15 protein-coding genes are annotated in these 16,581 nt (G+C 64.7%); 11 read left to right on the forward strand and 4 right to left on the reverse strand.

Going from position 1 to position 16,581, the window contains the following annotated elements:
- Positions 1 to 15: 15 nt before the first annotated feature.
- Positions 16 to 435 (reverse strand): Hsp20/alpha crystallin family protein, encoded by a 420-nt coding sequence (locus ACFMPD_RS07755; RefSeq protein WP_380993229.1) that lies wholly within the window; start codon positions 433 to 435, stop codon positions 16 to 18.
- A 152-nt stretch (positions 436 to 587) separates the two neighbouring features.
- On the opposite strand from ACFMPD_RS07755, the gene ACFMPD_RS07760 reads away from it, so the two are divergent.
- The 7 genes from ACFMPD_RS07760 to ACFMPD_RS07790 all read left to right on the forward strand — a co-directional run bounded on the left by ACFMPD_RS07760 (position 588) and on the right by ACFMPD_RS07790 (position 8,204).
- Positions 588 to 1,268, forward strand: a complete 681-nt coding sequence (locus ACFMPD_RS07760; protein WP_380993230.1) for a nitroreductase — start codon at positions 588 to 590, stop codon at positions 1,266 to 1,268.
- The gene (dtd, locus tag ACFMPD_RS07765) at positions 1,268 to 1,705 is read left to right on the forward strand and encodes a D-aminoacyl-tRNA deacylase (RefSeq protein ID WP_380993231.1); all 438 of its coding nucleotides are present in this window, start codon (positions 1,268 to 1,270) and stop codon (positions 1,703 to 1,705) included. Before ACFMPD_RS07760 ends, dtd begins: the two co-directional genes overlap by 1 nt.
- Entirely contained in the window at positions 1,706 to 2,809 is a 1,104-nt protein-coding gene (locus ACFMPD_RS07770; RefSeq protein WP_380993232.1) for a glycerate kinase type-2 family protein, read from the forward strand. It begins immediately after the preceding gene.
- Positions 2,810 to 3,099: 290 nt separating this feature from the next.
- The gene (locus ACFMPD_RS07775; protein WP_380993233.1) at positions 3,100 to 4,686 is read left to right on the forward strand and encodes an ABC transporter substrate-binding protein; all 1,587 of its coding nucleotides are present in this window, start codon (positions 3,100 to 3,102) and stop codon (positions 4,684 to 4,686) included.
- A 2-nt stretch (positions 4,687 to 4,688) separates the two neighbouring features.
- Positions 4,689 to 5,645 (forward strand): ABC transporter permease, encoded by a 957-nt coding sequence (locus tag ACFMPD_RS07780; RefSeq protein WP_380993234.1) that lies wholly within the window; start codon positions 4,689 to 4,691, stop codon positions 5,643 to 5,645.
- A gap of 106 nt (positions 5,646 to 5,751) precedes the next feature.
- Positions 5,752 to 6,567, forward strand: coding sequence for an ABC transporter permease (locus ACFMPD_RS07785; protein ID WP_380993235.1), 816 nt, complete (start codon positions 5,752 to 5,754; stop codon positions 6,565 to 6,567).
- Positions 6,567 to 8,204: an ABC transporter ATP-binding protein gene (locus tag ACFMPD_RS07790; protein WP_380993236.1), complete on the forward strand. Its 1,638-nt coding sequence runs from the start codon at positions 6,567 to 6,569 to the stop codon at positions 8,202 to 8,204. The genes ACFMPD_RS07785 and ACFMPD_RS07790 overlap by 1 nt, the downstream gene beginning before the upstream one ends.
- 182 nt (positions 8,205 to 8,386) lie before the next feature.
- Here the strand turns inward: ACFMPD_RS07790 and ACFMPD_RS07795 are convergent, their stop codons facing one another.
- The 3 genes from ACFMPD_RS07795 to ACFMPD_RS07805 form a co-directional block, all read right to left on the reverse strand.
- Entirely contained in the window at positions 8,387 to 8,713 is a 327-nt protein-coding gene (locus ACFMPD_RS07795) for a hypothetical protein (protein ID WP_380993237.1), read from the reverse strand.
- Between the two features lie 28 nt (positions 8,714 to 8,741).
- The gene (locus ACFMPD_RS07800) at positions 8,742 to 10,631 is read right to left on the reverse strand and encodes an acyl-CoA synthetase (protein ID WP_380993238.1); all 1,890 of its coding nucleotides are present in this window, start codon (positions 10,629 to 10,631) and stop codon (positions 8,742 to 8,744) included.
- Between the two features lie 296 nt (positions 10,632 to 10,927).
- Positions 10,928 to 12,748, reverse strand: coding sequence for an ABC transporter transmembrane domain-containing protein (locus ACFMPD_RS07805; RefSeq protein WP_380993239.1), 1,821 nt, complete (start codon positions 12,746 to 12,748; stop codon positions 10,928 to 10,930).
- A gap of 282 nt (positions 12,749 to 13,030) precedes the next feature.
- On the opposite strand from ACFMPD_RS07805, the gene ACFMPD_RS07810 reads away from it, so the two are divergent.
- The 4 genes from ACFMPD_RS07810 to modC all read left to right on the forward strand — a co-directional run bounded on the left by ACFMPD_RS07810 (position 13,031) and on the right by modC (position 16,563).
- On the forward strand, positions 13,031 to 13,906 hold the full coding sequence (locus ACFMPD_RS07810; RefSeq protein ID WP_380993240.1) for a hypothetical protein: 876 nt from the start codon (positions 13,031 to 13,033) through the stop codon (positions 13,904 to 13,906).
- A gap of 61 nt (positions 13,907 to 13,967) precedes the next feature.
- Entirely contained in the window at positions 13,968 to 14,786 is an 819-nt protein-coding gene (gene modA, locus ACFMPD_RS07815) for a molybdate ABC transporter substrate-binding protein (RefSeq protein WP_380993241.1), read from the forward strand.
- Complete coding sequence (gene modB / locus ACFMPD_RS07820) at positions 14,783 to 15,481, forward strand: molybdate ABC transporter permease subunit (RefSeq protein WP_380993242.1); 699 nt, start codon at positions 14,783 to 14,785, stop codon at positions 15,479 to 15,481. Before modA ends, modB begins: the two co-directional genes overlap by 4 nt.
- Positions 15,478 to 16,563: a molybdenum ABC transporter ATP-binding protein gene (modC, locus tag ACFMPD_RS07825; protein ID WP_380993243.1), complete on the forward strand. Its 1,086-nt coding sequence runs from the start codon at positions 15,478 to 15,480 to the stop codon at positions 16,561 to 16,563. The genes modB and modC overlap by 4 nt, the downstream gene beginning before the upstream one ends.
- Positions 16,564 to 16,581 lie beyond the last annotated feature (18 nt).

Raw genomic sequence — 16,581 nt, forward strand, 5'->3', positions numbered from 1 at the left:
CCCGCCGCCCGCGCCTCAGCCTTTGGCGATTTCTATTTTCCTGGCACTGCTGGCCTCGTCGGGGGCCAGTTTCGGCACGGTGACATGCAGCACGCCGTCCTTCATGCTGGCGCTGGCCTTGGCGCCGTCGGCGTCCGCGGGCAGGCGGAAGGACCGGCGGAACGCGCCATACTGGCGTTCCGAGAAATACCAGGTATCGCCCTTCTTCTCGGTCGCGGTCTTCTTCTCGCCCCTGATGGTCACCACGCCATCCTCGACCGACAGGTCTATATCCTGCTCGCTGACACCGGGCAGTTCCATCGAGATGTCATACGCTTTCTCGCCGCCCGATGCCTCGGTGGCCGGGTTCAGCCAATCCGCCAGACGCGCGCCCATTGCGCGGAACGGGTCGTAGAGGGACGGCCAGAGACCGCTGCTATCAGTCTTTTCAACCATGTCTGTGTCCTCCTGTTCTGATCACACGGAAATTATATCTCCGATTCGGCATATGTGCATTGATCCGCTTCAATTCCAGACCGTTTGCCGCCCTTGCGGATCAGGGTCCCTGACGCCATCCTGCGCCGGAATAGATCAGAGGATCCGCCCGCATGACGCAGATACATTCCGACCTGGACGACCTGATGAGCCAGCGCCACTCGTGCCGCCGCTTCCGCCCCGACCCGGTGCCGCGGCCCGTGATCGAACAGATCGTCGGCACCGCGCGGCGCGCGCCGTCCTGGTGCAACGCCCAGCCCTGGCAATTGGTGGTCACCAGCGGCACCGAGACCGACCGGTTCCGGGACGCCTTGCTGCAAGAGGCGCGCACCGGTGCGCCGGAACCGGATCTCGACTGGCCGACCCGCTATTCCGGCGTCTATCAGGAGCGTCGCCGCGACTGTGGCTGGCGTCTGTACGAGGCCGTGGGCGTAACAAAAGGCGACCGCGACGCCTCGGCCCGGCAGATGATGGAAAATTTCGCCCTGTTCGGTGCGCCCCATTGCGCGATCCTGTCCAGCCCGGCCGAACTGGGCCCCTATGGCGCGATGGATTGCGGCGGCTTCGTCACCGCCTTTACCCTGGCCGCGCAGGCGCTGGGGGTGGCCAGCATTCCGCAGGCGGCAGTGGCCTCGTACGGGCCGTTCCTGCACCGCTTTTTCGATATTCCCAAGGACCGGCTGATCCTGTGCGGAATATCCTTTGGCTACAGCGACACTGCGCACCCGGCGAACAGTTTTCGCACCGATCGCGCCGGTCTGGACGCGGTGATCGACTGGCGCGGCGCGGCCTGATGCGGACCCTGATCCAGCGCGTCGCACAGGCCAGCGTCTCCGTCGACGGCCAGGTCATCGCCGAGATCGGTCCGGGCCTGCTAATCCTGATCTGCGCGATGCAGGGCGACGACGACGCCGCGGCGCGCAAGCTGGCACAGAAGATCCCCAAGCTGCGCATTTTTCGCGATGCGGCGGGCAAGATGAACCGGTCACTGGCCGATACCGGCGGCGCAGCACTGGTGGTCAGCCAGTTCACCCTGGCCGCCGACACCTCGCGCGGCAACCGCCCGGGGTTCTCGGCCGCCGCCGCCCCGGCCGAGGGGGAAAGGCTGTACCGGCTGTTCGCCGACGAACTGGCGGCTCAGGGAGTGGCCGTGCAGACCGGGCGCTTTGGCGCCGACATGGCGGTATCGCTGATCAATGACGGCCCGGTGACGATCTGGATGGATGACTGAATGGATCCGCGGGCGGTCGATATCTGGCACGCAGGTGTCGCGGCGGTGGGCGGCCATCGCGCCACGCAGACCGCTCTGAACGGCTGGAGCGAACCGCCGCCGGACCGGATCGTGGCCATCGGCAAGGCCGCGGGCGAGATGGCGCGGGCCGCCCTTGAACGGTTCGGCCCGCTGCCGGCGCTGGTGGTGACAAAGGACGGACATGCGCGCGACCTTGCGGACCATGTCGAGGTGATCGAGGCCGCGCATCCGGTACCGGACGATCGCAGCCTGATCGCCGGGGGCGCGCTGATCGATGCGGTGCAGGACATGCAGCCGGGGACCCGGCTGTTGCTGCTGGTGTCTGGCGGCGCCTCGTCGCTGGCCGAAGCCCCGGTGCCAGGCCGGACCTTGGCCGAGTTGCAGGCGCTGAACACCCGGTTGTTGTCTCAAGGGTCGGATATTGCCACCATGAACGCCCAGCGACGAAAACTGTCGCGGATCAAGGGCGGCGGATTGTTGCGCGGATTTCGTGGCCGGGCCGTGCGGGTATTGGCGATCTCGGACGTGCCGGGCGACGATCTGGCGGTGATCGGGTCCGGGATCGGCTGCCCCCCCTCGCCCTGCGCCTTTGACCATCACGCGCGCATCATCGCCAGCAACGCGGTGGCGCGGCGGGCTGCGGTTGATCGCGCGCGGGCTCTGGATCTGCCGGTGCTGCGCAATGCCCAGAGCCTGCATGCCGATCTGAACCTCTTGGCCGTCCGCATCGGCGCCGATTTGCGGGCGATGCCGCCCGGGGTGATGGTGCTGGGGGGGGAACCCACGGTGGTGCTGCCACCGGAACCCGGGCGCGGCGGGCGCAATCAGGCCCTGGCGCTGGCGCTGGCGCGCGAGATCGCCGGGATCGGCGGGCTGACCGTGGTGGCTGGCGGCACCGATGGCAGCGACGGGCCGACCGACGCGGCCGGCGGCGTGATTGACGGCAATACCTGGGGACCGGGCGCGGACAGGGCGCTGGCCCGGGCCGACAGCGGCAGCTATCTGGCCCAAAAGGACGCGCTGCTGGTCACCGGGGCAACCGGCACCAACGTCATGGACCTGTTGATCGCTCTCAGGAACTGAGCGCGAAGGAACGGACGGTCTGGCGGTGCGGCTGGGACGTGATTGTCGTCGAGTCATGCGGGGTTGCGCCATTTCGCTACGCAATCGTTGGCGGCCGCGGGCACATCCGGCCAACAGCGTCCCGCCTTCACAGAGCGGACTGGCGGAACTCACATCTGAAATTCACATCAGAGGACGGCAAAAATCTGACGACTGCTTTTTTCTTGCGAGCTTGCCGGAAATGCGCAAACGTTGACCCGTCAATCAAGAAAAAATGCGCGGCAAGCGCAGCACTCAACCGGGAGACCCGAATGAACGACCAACTCGACTATATGGCCGGACGCGTGACGGCAGGCAAGATGACCCGCCGCGAATTCATCGGCAAGGCCACCGCCCTGGGTGTCAGCACAGCAATGGCCAGCACGATGTTTGCAGGCGCGGCCAGGGCTGCCGATCCTGTCAAGGGCGGCCATGTCAAACTGGGCCTCGGCGGCGGCGAAAGCTCGAACACGCTGGATCCCGCGCTGACGCTCAGCCAGGTGCCGTACAATGTCCTGGCGCATTTCACCGAGTCTCTGGTTCAGGTTGCGCCGTCGGGCGAACTGGACCGGAGGGTTGCCGAAGATTTCGAATCCAGCGCGGATGCCAAGGTTTGGTCCTTCAAGATCCGCCAGGGCATCGAATTCCATAACGGCAAGACCCTGACCTCGGAGGACGTGCTGAAAACCATGCAGCGCCACTCGGACGAAAAAGCGACTTCCGGTGCTCTGGGCATCATGAAAGACATCGAATCGATGCGCGCCGAGGGTGATTTGTTCGAAGTAACCCTGGGATCGGCAAATGCCGATCTTCCGTATCTGCTGGCCGACCGGCACCTTGTTATCCAGCCCAATGGCGGCATGGATGATCCTGCCAGCGGCATCGGTTCGGGCCCTTACAAAATTGTCGAAAACGACCCCGGCGTGCGCCACACGTTCGAGCGGTTCGACAATTACTGGGATGACACGCGCGGACATTTCGAGTCGTCCGAGATCCTGGTCATCAACGACGTGACAGCCCGAACCTCAGCCTTGCAATCCGGTCAGATCCATTTTGCAAATCTGATCGATCCCAAAATCGCGAAACTGCTGGACCGTGCACCGACGGTGACAGTGGAAAGCACCCAAGGCCGGGGCCAAAATGTCTTTGTCATGCACGTCGACACCGCCCCCTTTGACAACAACGATCTGCGGCTTGCGCTGAAATACGCGATGAATCGCGAAGAGATGGTTGAAAAAGTCCTGCGCGGCTATGGCTCGATCGGCAACGACATCCCGATCAATTCGGCCTATCCGCTGTTTGATGAAACGATTCCGCAGCGACCGTTCGATCTGGACAAGGCCGCAGAGCACTACAAGGCGTCTGGCCACGATGGCAGCCCGATCATCCTGCGCGTCTCGGATGTGGCCTTTCCCGGCGCGGTCGACGCCGCCTCGCTGTTCCAGCAAACGGCGCAAAAGGCCGGAATTCCACTGGAACTCAAGCGCGAGCCGGGCGATGGATACTGGTCCGAGGTCTGGAACAAACAGCCATTCTGCGCCTCATACTGGGGCGGTCGCCCGATACAGGACCAGATGTATTCGACGGCCTATCTGTCAACCGCAGACTGGAACGACACCAAGTTCCGCAACGAGACCTTCGACCGTCTTCTGGTCGAGGCCCGCGCCGAACTGGATGTCGAGAAACGCAAGGCGCTCTACAGCCAGATGGCATATATCATCCGCGACGAAGGCGGATTGCTGCTGCCGATGTTCAACAACTTTCTGGATGCCCATGCCGTGACGATCCAGGGTTGGGAGAGCAATCCGAACGGCGACATGATGAATGATCAAGCCGCCATCAAGTGCTGGATGGCCTGAAAATGCATCCCATGGCAAAACTGCTGCTCCAGCGCCTTGCGCTGGGGGTATTGTTGCTGTTTGCGGCCTCAGCATTGATTTTTGCCGGGACGACAATCCTGCCGGGTGACGTGGCGCAATCCATCCTGGGACAGTCGGCCACGCCCGAGACATTGGCGAATCTTCGTGCTGAACTGGGGTTGGACCAACCGCCCGTTACCCGCTATTTCAACTGGCTGTTCGCAGCAATTCAGGGCGATCTGGGCACCGCTTTGACCAATGGCCGGGATATCGCCGACTCGCTGGGCGACCGGCTGAGCAACACCCTGTTCCTGGCCTTCTGGGCCGCCGTCATCTCGGTTCCGCTGGCGATTTTTCTGGGTCTGTTGGCGGTGCGCTACAAGGATCGCTGGCCAGACAAGCTGATTTCGGCGGCAACGCTGACATCGATCTCTATTCCCGAATTTCTGATCGGTTATCTGCTGATGTATTTCATCGCCGTGAAACTGGGCTGGTTCTCGTCCGTGGCGATGATCAACGATTCCATGAGCCTGGGTCAGAAACTGCATGCCATCGCCTTGCCGGTGATGGTGCTGACGCTGGTAGTGCTGGCGCATATGATGCGCATGACCCGCGCCGCCATTCTGAACGTGATGCAATCGGCCTATATCGAAACCGCCGAACTGAAGGGGCTGACCGCCTTTGACGTGATCCGCAAACACGCCTTTCCCAACGCCATCGCCCCGATCGTCAACGTGGTGATGCTGAACCTGGCCTATCTGGTGGTCGGCGTGGTGGTGATCGAGGTGGTCTTTGTTTATCCCGGCATGGGCCAGTATCTGGTCGATCACGTCAGCAAGCGCGATGTGCCCGTTGTGCAGGCCTGCGGGTTGATCTTTGCCGCCGTCTATATCGGCCTGAACATGATCGCCGACATTGTCTCGATCCTTTCCAACCCCCGGCTGAGGCATCCCAAATGAATTTTTCCCCGAGAAAATTCAATTCGCGCAGCCAAGCGTCTTCGCTCTGCGAAAACGCGGGAAGGCACCCGGTCGCACATTCAGGTATGATCATCGAGGCCGCGAAATGAAGAACATGCCCATTTCGGCCATGATCGGGCTGGCCTTTACCAGCGTCTATTTCCTGACCGCGATCTTTGCGCCGCTGCTGGCCCCCTATGGCATGGCCGAGATCGTCGGCGACGTCTGGGAGCCCTCGTCATCGACCTTTCTGCTGGGCACTGACAGCATCGGCCGCGACCTGCTCAGCCGCATGATCTATGGCGGGCGCACCACCATCTTCATCGCCACCATGGCGACGATCCTCAGCTTTGTCACCGGATCGGTGCTGGCCTTTCTGGCCGCGGTGTCCGGCGGCTGGGTCGATCAGGTGCTGTCGCGTTTCGTCGACCTGATCATGTCGATCCCCTCGTTGATCTTTGCGCTGGTGGTGCTGTCGGTGATGCCGGTCACGATCCCGGTGCTGATCGTGGTGATGGGCCTGCTGGACGCCACCCGCGTCTTTCGCCTGGCCCGCGCCGTCGCGGTGGACATCACCGTGATGGACTATGTCGAGGCCGCCCGTCTGCGCGGCGAAAAGATCGCCTGGATCATCTTTCGAGAAATCCTGCCCAATGCCCTGTCGCCGCTGATCGCGGAAATGGGCCTGCGCTTTATCTTCGCGGTCCTGTTCGTGTCGACCCTGTCCTTTCTGGGCCTGGGCGTGCAGCCCCCCGAAGCCGACTGGGGCGGCATCGTGAAAGAAAACAAGGACGGCATCGTCTATGGCGTGCCTGCCGCGCTGATCCCTGCCTTTGCCATCGCAACGCTGGCGATTTCGGTCAATCTGGTGGCCGACTGGGTGCTGAACCGCACCACCAGCCTGAAAGGAGGGCGCGGCTGATGACTGAGCCTCTTGTCAAGATCCGTGGCCTCAAGATCGGTGCGACGGTTTATCCGCCGGGGGAAAAGCCGCATGACATCGAAATCGTGCATGGCGTCGATTTCGATCTGCAAAAGGGCGAGGTGCTGGGCCTGATCGGCGAATCCGGCGCCGGCAAGTCCACCATCGGCCTGGCAGCCATGGCCTATGGCCGCGGCGGCGTCGAGATCACCGGCGGCGAGGTCTGGGTCAACGGCCGCGACATCCTGCGCACGACGCGGCGCGACGTACGGCGGCTGCGCGGCGGCGAAGTGACCTATGTCAGCCAGTCCGCCGCCGCCTCGTTCAACCCGGCCAAACAGATCATGGAGCAGGTGACCGAGGCCGCGGTGCGGCACAAGAAACTCAGCCGCCGCGCGGCCGAGGCCCGCGCCGTCGATCTGTTCACCAAACTGGGCCTGCCGGACCCGAAAAACATCGGCAACCGCTATCCGCACCAGGTCTCGGGCGGGCAATTGCAACGCTGCATGACAGCGCTGGCGCTGTGCCCGGAACCCGATCTGGTGGTGTTTGACGAACCGACGACGGCGCTGGACGTCACCACCCAGATCGACGTTCTGGCCGCCATCAAGGACGCGATCCGCGAGACCGGCGTCGCCGCGCTCTACATTACCCACGACCTGGCTGTGGTGGCCCAGGTCAGCGATCACATCATGGTGTTGCGTCATGGCGATATGGTGGAATATGGCAGCACCGATCAGATCATCAACGCCCCAAGCGAGGAATATACGCGCGCGCTGGTCTCGGTGCGCTCGATCAAACACGTGGAAAAGCCGCCCACGGCCGAGCCGGTCCTGAGTGTTCAGAACATCACGGCACGCTATCCCGGCACCAATTTCGACGTGCTGCACGATGTCACCGTCGAACTGCATCCGGGCCAGACCCTGGCCGTTGTCGGCGAAAGCGGTTCGGGAAAATCGACCCTGGCGCGGGTCATCACCGGCCTGTTGCCGCCCAGTGCCGGCGAAATCGGCTTTGGCGACCGCAGCCTGTCGCCGGATCTGGCCGGGCGCCGCCGCGAGGATCTGCGGGAATTGCAGATGATCTACCAGATGGCCGATGTGGCGATGAACCCGCGCCAGACCGTGGGCACCATCATCGGCCGACCGCTGGAATTCTATTTCGGCATCCGCGGCACTGAAAAACGCAAACGCATCGCCGAGCTGCTCGACGAGATCGAACTGGGCGCCGGGTTCATCGACCGGTATCCGGCCGAACTGTCGGGCGGGCAGAAACAACGGGTCTGTATCGCCCGCTCGCTGGCGGCCAAGCCCAGGATGATCATCTGCGACGAAGTCACCAGCGCTCTGGATCCTCTGGTCGCGGACGGCATTCTGAAACTGCTGCTCGACCTGCAGAAGATCGAGAATGTCGCCTATCTGTTCATCACCCACGATCTGGCGACGGTGCGCGCCATCGCCGACAGCATCGCGGTGATGTATCAGGGCAAGGTGGTGCGCTATGGCAGCAAGACCGAGGTCCTGTCACCGCCCTTTGACGACTATACCGACCTCCTGCTGTCCTCGGTCCCGGAAATGAAACTGGGCTGGCTGGAAGAGGTGATCGCCCATCGCAAGATGGAAAGCGCGGGAAACTGACCCGATTGCCTTTCTCCACTGCCCCGGGAACCCATCCTGCCGAGGATGCGGCCAAAGGCCAAAGACGAGTAGAAAAGCATGCGCCGCAGGCGCACGATCTGGTCGCGCCGTGGCGTACCGTTTCCGGACAGCCTGCAAGCACCGGCCTTCCTGACCTGATGTCGCCGCAGGGAACAGGCACCTCACTCATAGGCCCACATCTCCTGCCCCAGCGCCTTGATGGCCAGCACGATCCGCTCGAAACTCTCTGCTGCGCGCTGCACCGAAGCGCGGGCGCCCAGATAGGCATTCACCGGCCCGGCTCGGGAGATCAGATGCACCGGCACGACGTTCGCCCGGCCATCGACCGCATGCACCGCGGCAGGCCGCGGTTGCCGGAACCCCGGCACATTGCGTCGTAATCCGCGCGCGCGGGCCAGACTGCGGTCACCGAGAGGGTCGGCACAGACTTCCCGACTAGGGCAGATAAAGCCCCAGATTTCCGCGTCGATCAGGCGCTCATCATCCATTTGGGCCTTGCGCCGTGGCGCGCGGCGCTCAATCCAGCCATTCCCAGGGTCGGGTATAGCTGCCCAGAACGGTGGCCACCGCGGCCTCGTCCGCCCCGTGACGGCGCAACTGCGCCACCAGGCCACGCTTCTTGTCGTCGATGACGCTTTCCACCCGCGCTGCGAGGCCGGCGTCTTCCAGCGCCGCGTTGTAGACACGCGTGATCGCATGCTTGCGCAGGTCCGGCTTGAATATCTTACCGACCGCGGTCTTGGGCAACTCGTCCAGTATGGTGACATATTTGGGCCGGGCGGCACGTTCATGCACATGCACCTTGCAATACTCCAGCAGTTCCTCGGGCGTTACCGTCGCACCGTCAACCAGTTCGACAAAGGCGCAGGGCAGTTCGCCGGAATGCGCATCCGGCTGACCGATCGCCCCGGCAAAGGCCACCGCCTCGTGCCCCAATAGTGCCTCCTCGATCTCGGCGGGGTCGATATTGTGCCCGCCCCGGATGATCAGATCCTTGGCCCGGCCGGTGATCCACAGATACCCATCCGCGTCGATCCGGCCCAGATCGCCGGTGCGCAGATATTTGCCGTTGTAATACAGATCCGTGTTCTTGGCCTCTTCGGTATAAGTGTGGCCATCATAAACACCGGGATTGGAAACGCATATTTCGCCGATCTCGTCCACCCCGGCCTCGACCGGACCGTCCGGGCGCGCGTTCAGAATGCGCACATCCGAATAGGGAAAGGGAATGCCGATGGACCCGACCTTTTTTTCCCCCTCTACCGGGTTGCCAGAGACCAGACAGGTCGCTTCGGTCAGCCCATAGCCTTCGATGATCGTCACGCCGGTGGCCTTTTCAAACCGCCGGAACAGTTCCAGTGGCAGCGGCGCCGAGCCGGAAAACGCCTTCTTGATGGTCGAGATATCGGCATCCACCGGTCGCTGCATGGTGGCGGCAATGGCAGTGGGAACAGCGGCGATAAACGTGGTCCCCCAGCGCTCGTTCAGCTTCCAGAAATTGTCGATCACCCCATCGCCGCGATAGCCCTGCGGCGTCGGCAGGACGACATGACAGCCGCAATAGACCGCCGCCATCAGCATGACGTGGCAAGCCATGACGTGAAACAGCGGCAAGGGGCACATGATGGTGTCCTCGGCCGACAGCATCAGTTCGCCGCCTACCCAGCCATTGTAGACGACACCGGAATAGGTGTGCTGCGCCACTTTCGGCATACCGGTCGTGCCACCGGTGTGAAAATGGAACGCCACCCTGTCATCGCCACTGTCGGCGAAACTCAGGCTGGTGGGGTGGCGCGCCATCTCGCGCCCGAAATCCAGGTAATCGGCATGGGCCAGATGGGCCCGGTCCGGCATTTTCGGGCGGATCAGCGGCACGATCCAGGACTTCGGCGGGGTAAGGTACCGGTTCAGATCGACTTCCAGAACCGTGTCCACCTCGGGCGCGTGGCGCACCGCCTCAGCGACTTTCTGCGCGACATCGGTCTTGGGAAAAGGTTTGAGCGTGACCACGACCTTGGCCCGGGTTTCACGCAGGATCGAAGCGATCTGTTCGGGCTCCAGCAACGGGTTGATCGGGTTGGCAATACCAGCGATGGCAGCACCCAACAGGGTCAGAACCGTTTCGTTGCAATTGGGCAGCACGAATGCGACCACGTCGCGCTCGCCGATCCCAAGCGCACGGAACAGGTTCGCCGTCTGACAGGTCCGGCCCAACAATTGCGACCAGTTCAGCGTCTCGGCCTTGTCCTTCGGGCCGGACAGGATCTGGAAACTGACGGCCTTGTAATCGGGATACCGCTGGGCTGTGCCCGACAGCATCTGATATAGGGTCCTGGGAACATCCCGCTCGGCCCAAGGCATCTCGTTTTCGATGGCATTGCGGTCTGCCATATTCGCGATGGACATGCCGTCATTCTCCCCTGTTTCCCGGTTTCCGGTGTTGTTTCTGCCCCCAGAGTGGTCGGAAACCGCGCGTCGCGCAAGCATGCCCCTGCGGCCGCGAGCGGGGAACCGGTCTGTGACGTTGCGCCACATCCCCGTCGCCGCATCGTCGCAGCCCTGGCCAAACCGGGACCACAGTGGCAATCCCGCCGCGTTTTCCCGAAGGAAAACGCCAAAAGCATGGCGTGGCCCGGAACGGGCCGCCGCTGGATCGACCTGCTTGGAAAAGCGGCGGACAGGGGCGTGCCCCGCCGTGCCGCCTATTCGGCGGCGATACCGTCGGTGAATTGCAGTCGGGCCAGCCGCGCATACAGCCCGCCCTCGGCCACCAGTTGGTCATGCGGTCCGGTGGCGACAATGCGCCCCTGGTCCAGAACGACGATGCGGTCGGCTTTTTTCACCGTGGCCAGACGATGCGCCACGATCAGCGTGGTACGCCCCGCGCTCAGCTCGTCGACCGCATGCTGCACCGCGCGCTCGCTTTCGGCGTCCAGCGCGCTGGTGGCCTCGTCCAGCAGCAGAACCGGCGCGTCGCGCAGGATTGCCCGGGCAATGGCGATACGCTGTTTCTGCCCGCCCGACAACATGACGCCGCGTTCACCGACAAAACTGTCATATCCCTGCGGCAGCGCTGAAATAAAGTCATGCGCGGCGGCGGCGCGGGCGGCGGCCTCGACCTCGGCGTCGCTGGCTTCGGGGCGGCCAAAGCGGATATTCTCGCGCGCCGAAGCGGCAAAGATCACCGGATCCTGCGGCACCAGCGCGATATGCGACCGGAAATCGGCGCGCGCCAAGGCGGCCAGATCGACCCCATCCAGCGTGATCCGCCCCTGATCGGGGTCGTAAAAGCGCTGGATCAGCTGGATGATCGTGGTCTTGCCCGCCCCCGAAGGGCCGACAAAGGCCACGGTTTCCCCGGGCGCGATCTGCAGGGACACGTTCTGCAGCGCCGCGGTCTCGGGGCGCGCCGGATAGCGAAAGGACACGTCCTGGAACGCGATCTCGCCGCGCACCGGGCGCGCCAGTTGCGCCGGCTGCGTCGGGTCGCTGACCGTGTCGATGCTTTGCAGCAGCTCGATCAGACGCTCGGTGGCCCCTGCTGCGCGCTGCAGCTCGCCCCAGATTTCCGACAAGGCCGCCACCGACCCGGCCACCATCACCGAATAGATCACGAACTGGATCAGCGTGCCCTCGGTCATCGCACCGGACCGCACGTCATGGGCCCCCATCCACAGCACCCCGACAATGCCGGTAAAGACCAGAAAGATCACGATCACCGTCATCAGCGCGCGCGTACGGATACGCCGGCGCGACACGTCATATGCGGTTTCGGTCATCTCGGCGAATTGTGCCCGGCTGGCCGCCTCGTGGGTAAAGGACTGGACGGTCTGCACCGCTCCCAGCGCCTCGGACGCATTGCCGGAACTGGCGGCGATCCAGTCTTGGTTCTCGCGGCTGATCGCCCGCAGACGCCGCCCCAGCACCAGAATCGGCACCACCACCACCGGAACGATCAACAGGACCAGCCCGGTCAGCTTGCCCGAGGTCAGCAGCATCAGCACCAGCCCGCCCAGGAAAATCAGCAGATTGCGCAGCGCGATCGAGATCGACGAGCCCAGAACCGACTGGATCAGCGTGGTGTCCGTGGTGATCCGGCTCAGGACCTCGCCGGTCATGATCTTTTCAAAGAATTCCGGGCTCATGCCGATCACCCGGTCAAACACCGCCATCCGGATATCGGCCACGACGCGTTCGCCCAGCCGGGTGACCAGCGCATAGCGCAGCCCGGTGCCCAGCGCCAGCAGCCCGGCAATCGCCAGTGCGGCCAGGAAATACTGGTCCAGAACCGCAGCGTCTGCGATGCGGAAATTGTCGACCACCCGGCGCACGGCCAGGGGCAGGGTCAAGGACAGGCAGGCGGTCAGGATCAGCGCCAGCCCCGACGCCAGGATCAGTCCGCGATAGGGCGCCATGAACGGCCAGAGTGCCTGCAACCCGCCTATACGCTTGGAACGCGCGCGCTCGTCGCTGGCGCCGGGCGCGGTGGCGGACGCGGATCGGGCGGTCTGTCGTCGTGCCATTGCGGGTCCTCATGTCGTGCTGCAGGTTGCCCATGCGGCGCATCGGCATTCTGGCCACGCTACATGGCCGGGCCGGGCCGCGGGGTCAAGCGGTCAGTTGCCGCGCCGAAACCGGCCGGCAATGCGGCCGATCGCGCGCCGCGCTCGTTGCCGGAGTATCGGACCGGCCCGGATACCTGCGAAACGCCCTGCCGCCCCGGGCCTGTCCGGGGATTTGACCGCAGGGTCACAAAACGATAGCTGATAGAACAAAAGAACAGCGAGAGTAGCCGAACGCGCGACATGCAGGTGATAGTCCACACAGGAGCGCATTGTACCGACGACGACAGGCTGTTGAAGTGTCTGCTGCGCAACAAGCAAAGCTTTTCCCGGCGCGGCATCGCCGTTCCCGGCCCCGGCAAGTATCGCGAGTTGCTGGGCCACTCGTTTCGGGCGATGGCTGACACGGCCCCCGCCGCCGATGCGCGCGATGTACTGCTGGATGCGTTTCTGGATGACGAGACCGCCGACCGGATCGTGCTGTCGGACACCTTCTTTTTCGGCTCGAAACGCGCCGCCGTGATCGACGGTCATTTCTATCCCGCCGCGCCCCGGCGAATTGCGCATCTGCGACAGCTGTTCCCGGGGGACAGGCTCGAGATATTTATGGCCTTGCGCAACCCCGCCAGCTTTCTGCCGGCGATTCTGGGGCCGGTGACTCGCCCGGAACTGACCGAGGTTCTGGGTGGGCTGGACCCGCGCCAGCTGCGCTGGTCCGACTGCCTGGGACGCATTCGGGCAGCGGCGCCGGACATCCCCCTCACGATCTGGTGCAACGAGGACACGCCGCTGATCTGGGCCCCGATCATACGCGAGATGGCAGGGCTGGCGCCGGGCGAAAAGATTGTCGGCGGCTTCGATCTGCTGGCCACGATCATGACCGCCGAGGGCATGCAGGCATTCCGAGCGCATCTGCACAAGCACCCGCGCCTGCCGGAGCCCGAGAAACGCGATGTGATGATCGAATTTCTGGAAAAATACGCCATTGCCGAACGGCTGGAAGAAGAGCTGGATCTGCCGGGCTGGACCGATAAACTGGTCGAGGAACTGACCGAGATTTATGATCGCGATGTCCAGCGCATTCAGGACATGCCCGGCATCCGGATGCTGGTCCCCTGAACGGATGTCGCCATATCCGCCAGCACCTGGCGCGGCCTTGGGGCACGCCGATGGGGTCCCGATGCCCAACCCGCTGACCCGCCCCTGGACCCGACGCACCTGGCTGGCCGGATTGGCGGCGCTGGCGCTGGCACCGGCCCTGCCCCGGACCGCAACCGCGGATCGGCAGGCCGAACCGGTAACGGTTTTTGCCGCCGCCAGCCTCAAGGACGCGATGGACGAGATCGCCGAACTCTACCGCACAGCCGGTGGCTCGGTGCAGATCTCGTTTGCCGGCAGCTCGACCCTGGCGCGCCAGATCCAGCATGGCGCGCCGGCGCATGTGTTTGTCTCGGCCAATGCCGGCTGGATGGACGCATTGCAGCGTGACGGGCTGATCGAACCGGCCAGCCGCGTCGATCTGCTGACCAACCGCCTGGTGCTGATCGCCGCCGCCGCAGCGGACGGCCCCACCGATCCGGAGCCGGTGGAACGGCTCGATCTGGCCGGCATCCTGGGCGAGGGACGGCTGGCGATGGCGCTGATCGACGCGGTGCCCGCCGGGCTGTACGGACGGGCAGCCCTGCAATCGCTGGGCCTGTGGGACGCGGTGCGCGACCGCATCGCCCAGGCCGACAACGTGCGCGCCGCTCTGATGCTGGTGGCGATGCAAGAGGCTCCGCTGGGCATCGTCTATGCCACCGACGCCCTGGCCGACCCCCGGGTTCGCATCGTCGCGAGTTTTGCCGCCGGCAGCCATCCGCCGATCCGCTATCCGGCGGCGATTGTGGCAGGGACGCCCGCGCGTTCGGCTCAGGCGTTTCTCGACTTTCTGCGCGGCCCCGAAGCAGGCGCCGTGTTCCTGCGCCATGGCTTTGGCCTGGCCGGGGCGCAACCGTGACCGACTGGCTGGGCCCCTCGGAATGGCAGGCGCTGGCGCTGTCGCTCAAGGTGTCGTTCTGGTCGACCCTGCTGAGCCTGCCGCCCGGCATTCTGGTCGCCTATGCCCTGGCCCGCTGGCAATTTCGCGGCAAACAGGTGCTGAACGGGCTGGTGCATCTGCCGCTGATCCTGCCGCCGGTCGCGACCGGCTACCTGCTGTTGCTGACGTTTGGCCGGCGCGGCGCCATCGGCGGCTGGCTGGAAGACACGTTCGGGCTGGTGCTGGCCTTTCGTTGGACCGGGGCGGTGCTGGCGGCGGCGATCATGGCCTTTCCGTTGCTGGTCCGGTCACTGCGGCTGGCAATCGAGGCGGTGGATCCGAAACTGGAAGAGGCCGCAGCCACTTTGGGCGCGCCGCGTGTCTGGATCTTTGCCACCATCACACTGCCGCTGATCGGTCCGGGGCTGGTCGCCGGTGCGATCCTGGCCTTTGCCAAGGCAATGGGGGAATTCGGGGCGACGATCACCTTTGTGTCCAACATTCCCGGCCAGACCCAGACCCTGCCCTCGGCGATCTACACCTTTTTGCAGGTGCCGGGCGGCGAGCCCGCCGCGCTGCGGCTGGTGGCGATCTCGGTCGGCGTGGCGATGGCGGCCCTGCTGGTGTCGGAACTGCTGGCGCATCGCGCGGCGCGGCGGGTGGCCGGGGGATGAGCCTGTCGGTCGATATCCGCCACCGTCTGGGCAAGCTGGACCTGCACGTCGCGTTTCAGGCACCGACCGGCATCACCGCACTGTTCGGCCGTTCGGGCACCGGCAAGACCACGGTGATCAACGCCGTGGCCGGTCTGTTGCGGCCCGCCGCCGGCCGTATCACGCTGAACGGCGACGTGCTGTTTGACTCCGGCGCCCGGCTCTCGTTGCCAGTCCACCGGCGGCGCCTGGGCTATGTCTTTCAGGACGGGCGTCTGTTTCCGCATCTGTCGGTGCGCCAGAACCTGACCTATGGCCAGCGTTTTGCCGGCCGCGCGCCGGGGCCGTCGTTGCCCGAGGTCTGCGACCTGCTGGGCATCGGCGATCTGCTGGACCGGCGTCCCGGCGCGCTGTCGGGCGGCGAAAAGCAAAGGGTCGCGATCGGGCGCGCGCTGTTGTCCCGGCCGCGCATGCTGTTGATGGACGAACCTCTGGCGGCGCTGGATTCGGCCCGCAAGGCGGAAATCCTGCCGTTTCTGGAACGGCTGCGCGATCAGACCGAAATCCCGGTTCTGTATGTCAGCCACTCGGTGCCCGAAGTGGCCCGCCTGGCCACCACGGTGGTCGTGCTCGAGGCCGGCCGGGTGGCGCGCGCAGGAGGGGCCGAACAGGTACTGTCCGATCCGGACATGGTGCGCCAGCTGGGGCTGCGCGAGGCTGGCGCGGTGCTGCCCGCGACCGTCACCGCGCATCACGACGACGGGCTGACCGAATTGGCGGTTTCCGGCGGCCGCCTGTTCCTGCCGCGCATGGAGGCCCCGGCGGGAACCCGCACGCGGGTGCGGATCCTGGCGCATGATGTGATCTTGTCGCGCGCCGCGCCGGACGGACTGTCCGCCCTCAACATCTTGCCGGCCCGGGTCATCGCCCTGCGCGATGGCAGCGGCCCCGGTGTCATCGTACAGATGCAGACCGGCACCGACAGGTTGCTGGCCCGGATCACCCGGCGCTCGGCCGCGGCCATGGCGCTGCAAGCGGGCGATGACATTCACGCGGTGGTCAAGTCGGTATCGATCGCGCGTACCGATATCGGCACCAGCTGATCCCGGTCACCGGACGCC

Origin of the sequence: Sedimentitalea sediminis (assembly GCF_042687825.1) — a bacterium.
Classification (GTDB): domain Bacteria; phylum Pseudomonadota; class Alphaproteobacteria; order Rhodobacterales; family Rhodobacteraceae; genus Sedimentitalea.